This window comes from Phenylobacterium sp., from assembly GCF_044236515.1.
Lineage (GTDB): Bacteria > Pseudomonadota > Alphaproteobacteria > Caulobacterales > Caulobacteraceae > Phenylobacterium.
On record NZ_JBIIGK010000211.1, the window covers coordinates 1 to 4027 of the forward strand.

Annotated in this window: 5 protein-coding genes; 3 read left to right on the top strand and 2 right to left on the bottom strand. The window is 70.3% G+C overall.

From position 1 onward, the window contains the following. Both ACILRF_RS15065 and ACILRF_RS15070 read left to right on the top strand, forming a co-directional pair. The coding region (locus tag ACILRF_RS15065) for a sialate O-acetylesterase (RefSeq protein ID WP_395674316.1) at positions 1-1188 on the top strand (1188 nt) is incomplete at its 5' end. A 69-nt stretch (positions 1189-1257) separates the two neighbouring features. Continuing rightward, a complete protein-coding gene (locus ACILRF_RS15070) occupies positions 1258-1470 on the top strand; it encodes a hypothetical protein (RefSeq protein WP_395674318.1) in 213 nt (70 codons plus the stop codon). Here the strand turns inward: ACILRF_RS15070 and ACILRF_RS15075 are convergent. Together ACILRF_RS15075 and ACILRF_RS15080 are read right to left on the bottom strand one after the other, a co-directional pair. Further along, on the bottom strand, positions 1467-2213 hold the full coding sequence (locus tag ACILRF_RS15075) for a metallophosphoesterase family protein (RefSeq protein WP_395674320.1): 747 nt from the start codon (positions 2211-2213) through the stop codon (positions 1467-1469). The genes ACILRF_RS15070 and ACILRF_RS15075 overlap by 4 nt on opposite strands. Further along, positions 2210-2959: a hypothetical protein gene (locus ACILRF_RS15080; RefSeq protein WP_395674322.1), complete on the bottom strand. Its 750-nt coding sequence runs from the start codon at positions 2957-2959 to the stop codon at positions 2210-2212. Before ACILRF_RS15080 ends, ACILRF_RS15075 begins: the two co-directional genes overlap by 4 nt. A gap of 152 nt (positions 2960-3111) precedes the next feature. On the opposite strand from ACILRF_RS15080, the gene ACILRF_RS15085 reads away from it, so the two are divergent. Further along, on the top strand, positions 3112-4027 hold a 916-nt coding region (locus ACILRF_RS15085), incomplete at its 3' end, for an NAD(P)/FAD-dependent oxidoreductase (protein ID WP_395674324.1).

The window sequence follows — 4027 nt, forward strand, 5'->3', positions numbered from 1 at the left end:
CCGTCGTCCTGGGGCCCGGAGGTGCAGTTCGCGCTCGACTTCCGCGCCGCCTACCCGGGCGAGACGCTCTACATCGTCAAGGAAGCCCACGGCGGCACGCCGCTGGCCCAGGATCTGGAGCAGTGGCACTACGACTGGTCGCCGCGCAGCGACAGCGAACTGTTCGACCGAACGACGATGATCATCGCCGAGGCCGGGGCCGCGGCCGGCGGCCGTCGACCCGACGCCGTCTTCTGGGGCCAGGGCGAGGAGGATGGCCAGCGCGCCGCCTCGGCCAGCGCCTACATCGACAACCTGCCGGCCCTGCTCGCCGCGATGCGCGCGGAATGGATGGCCGATCCGGCCGGCCATATCGGCTTGTTCCAGATCGGCCGCTCCGGACCCTACAACGACCAGGTCCGCAACGCCCAGCAGCTCACCGACCAGTGGGACGCCAACGCCGCCAGCTTCGACACCGCAAGCTTTCCGATGCAGTGGGACGGCGTGCACTACGCGGCTGAAGGCTACCGGATGATCGGCGCCGGCTTCTTCGACCTGTTCGAAGCCTGGCGCGGCGGCGCGGTGGGACAACCGGGACAGTCGCTCAATGGCGGCCCGACCGCCGACACCCTGATGGGCGGGTCGGGCGATGACAGCATCGCCGGGGGCGCCGGCCTCGATTATCTGCGCGGCGGCGATGGGCGCGACCTGATGTCGGGCGGCGACGATTTCGACGACATGCACGGTAACGCCGGGAACGACACCCTGGCCGGCGGGCCGGGCGACGACTGGGTGGTTGGCGGCAAGGACAACGACCGTCTGTTCGGCGACGAAGGCGCGGACGTCGTACTCGGCAACCTCGGCGAAGACGTCGTCGACGGCGGCGCGGGGGCCGACGTCGTGCGGGGCGGGCAGGGCAACGACCAGGTCTTCGGTCAGGCCGGCGACGACTGGCTGTCGGGGGACCGCGGCGACGACACCGTCTCGGGAGGTTCGGGCGCGGACCGCTTTCACACCTTCGCCGAGGCCGGCATTGACCGGGTGACGGATTTTTCCCGTGCAGAAGGCGATCGGGTCGTCCTGGAGCCCGGCGCCTCCTGGCGGGTCGAGCAGGTCGGCGCCGATGCGGTGGTGTTCGTTGGCGGCGCGCAGCTGATCCTCGCCGGCGTCTCGGTCGGCGCGCTCGGGGGCGACTGGATTTCGGCGTAGTGTCGGGAGCCAGACGCTTTCCCGCTCGTTGAACGGGATCGAGGACGAATCAGATTGTGAGGCCGCCGCATGCGGCGAAGAGACCTCCGGGCCATCGTGTTCTGGGCGGCTGGTAACGTCGTGCTGCTCGTCGGGTCCTTCCTGGCCTTCCGCAATCCATTGGCGACGCTGGCGCTCGTCTGTGGCTGGAACGCCTGGCTGCTGACCCGACCGCGTGCGCACCGGATCATTCGCCGCCTGCGTGGCGACCCCGACTGGAGCGGCTACTTCAAGAACGATTAGGCCGGCAGGGCGTCTGCGGCGGCTCCAGCCTGCAGGACGGCTCGTCCCTCATCGTCAAGGCGCAGGGCCGTCAGGACCCCGGTGGCGTAGGCGCCCGTGTCGATGCCGATGCGGTGCTCCAGCATCTGCGGACGCGCGTCGATCCAGGTGTGGCCGTGCACCACCACCTTCTCGAAAGGCCCTGGCGCTTCGAGAAAGGTCTGACGGATCCACAGCAGGTCGTCTTCCTTCTGCGCCGCCAGCGGCCGGTCCGGCCGAACGCCGGCATGGACGAAGACGTAGTCGCCGGCCGTCGCCATCAGCTCCAGGGTCTGCAGCAGACGCAGGTGGGAGGCCGGCATGGCGTCCAGCAGTTCGTCCCGCGCCCGGACGTAGGCTTCGGGATCGGCCTCCTTCCCCGGCGCCGGCACGCCATAGGCTGCCAGCGTCTGGGCCCCGCCGTAGCGCAGCCACGGCTCCCCGGCTTCCGGCGCCTCCAGGAAGGCGAGCAGGGCCTGCTCGTGGTTGCCCTTCAGCAGGTGGACCTCGAAGTCAGGACGGCGCCTCAGCCAGACCAGGGCCTCCAGGACCTTGTGTGAGGCGGGCCCCCGATCGACGTAGTCGCCGAGGAAGATCAACACCGGGCGGCGGCTCCGCGCCCGCTCGGCGCAGTCCTCGGATATCCGCGCCAGCAGCTCGCGCAACGGCGTGTAGGAGCCGTGGATGTCGCCGATCGCGTAGATCAGGTCGCCGCCGACGCTCATGAGCGCGCCGCCTCGGCGTCATGGGCGAGCTGCCTCAGGTCCCCAGCCATCAGGGAGTAGCTTTCGATGACGAGGCCCGGATCGCGGTTGGCGCGCCGCCGCAGGCTCGCCCACCGGCTCCGATAGTCCGCGAGTTCGTCGGAGCCTACGCCGGCGTCGGCCGCGTCCTCATAGGCGCGGCGAAGGCGCCGATCGGCAGCGAGGACGTCCGGATAGGCGCAACGGGCGAGTGCGTCGCCGCGCAGGCGGCCGCACCCCTCGGCGCTGACCCGACGCAACTCGGGACGTTTCACGCGCTTGGCCTTCGGGGCCGGGCCGGTTTGGACAGCCTTCTGCACCTTCGGCGCCTTCGCCGCGGCGCGCGGCGGCGCTTCGGTCCGGTCTGGGGCGGGTGCGGTCGCTGCAGCCGTGACGATCACCCGCGGCGCTGGCGGGGCGGCGCTCGGCGCGATGACCGCCTCAACTGGGGCCGTGACCGGCGCCTGGACCGGCGCAGGCTCCCGCGACGTTCCCATCAACACCGCCCCGACCGCGAGACCGGCCAGCGCGGCGGCGGCCAGCCCGCCGTACCGCGACCGTCGGCTGCTGGCCGCGGCCTCCGTTTCTCCGACGTAGGTCTGGACGTGGGCCGGTTGGCGCGCCGCCTCGACCTGTGGCAGGCGGAAGATCTCGCCGAGGTCCGCGGCGACGTCGGCCCGAAGGGTTCGCTGTCGATCCGAAATGTCCATGCGCGCTTCCGTCTCCATCGGCCGCCGCTCGTCCCGCTGCCTAAATGGCTGTGGCGGCGCTTCGATCCGCAGGAAGTTGCGCCTTCCGTCGGGGTAGGCTTGCCACGCCGTGCGAGGTCCCGATAAGTCGGGGCGAATTGCGTCGGACCCAGTCCGTCCGGGGGAGCCAGATGAGCGAAATCGTCGAACGCGAGCAGATGGAATACGACGTCGTCATCGTCGGCGCCGGCCCGTCGGGCCTGGCGGCGGCGATCCGACTGAAGCAGCTGGCGGCCGATGCCGGCTCGGAGATCTCCGTCGCCGTCCTCGAGAAGGGCTCCGAGGTCGGCGCGCACATCCTCTCCGGCGCCGTGATCGATCCCAAGGCGCTGAACGAGCTGCTGCCGGACTGGAAGGCGATGGGCGCCCCGCTCGACACGCCGGCGACGCAGGATCGTTTCCTGATGCTGGGCCCGCAGGGCAGCCTTGCCCTGCCGATGTTCGCCATGCCGGGCTTCATGCACAACCATGGCTGCTACATCGGCAGCCTGGGCAACCTCTGCCGCTGGCTGGCCGAACAGGCCGAGGCGCTGGGCGTCGAGGTCTATCCGGGCATGGCGGCGTCCGATCCGGTGTTCGACGCCGACGGTCGGCTGAAGGGTGTCGTCGCCGGCGTGTTCGGCCTGACGAAGGATGGCCCGGGTCCGGACTACCAGCCGGGCGTCGAGGTGACCGGCAAATACGTGTTCATCGGCGAAGGCGTGCGCGGATCGCTCGCCAAGGTGCTGAAATCGAAGTTCGGCCTCTGCGAAGGCCGCCAGCCGGAGAAGTTCGGCATCGGCATAAAGGAGCTGTGGCAGGTCCCGCCGGAGGTGTTCAAGCCGGGTCTCGTGCAGCACACCACCGGTTGGCCCCTGGACGACAAGACCGGCGGCGGCAGCTTCCTCTATCACTTCGGCGACCACTATGTGGCCGTCGGCTTCGTGGTGCACCTGAACTACAAGAATCCCTGGCTGTCGCCCTACGACGAGTTCCAGCGCTTCAAACATCATCCGGAGATCGCGCCGCACCTGGCCGGCGGCCGGCGGATCGCCTACGGCGCGCGGG

What these genes read in the sequence shown, in the direction of transcription:
- ACILRF_RS15070 (WP_395674318.1), top strand. Translation starts at nt 1,258, where the DNA reads ATGCGGCGAAGAGACCTCCGGGCCATCGTGTTCTGGGCGGCTGGTAAC.
- ACILRF_RS15075 (WP_395674320.1), bottom strand. Translation starts at nt 2,213, where the DNA reads ATGAGCGTCGGCGGCGACCTGATCTACGCGATCGGCGACATCCACGGC.
- ACILRF_RS15080 (WP_395674322.1), bottom strand. Translation starts at nt 2,959, where the DNA reads ATGGAGACGGAAGCGCGCATGGACATTTCGGATCGACAGCGAACCCTT.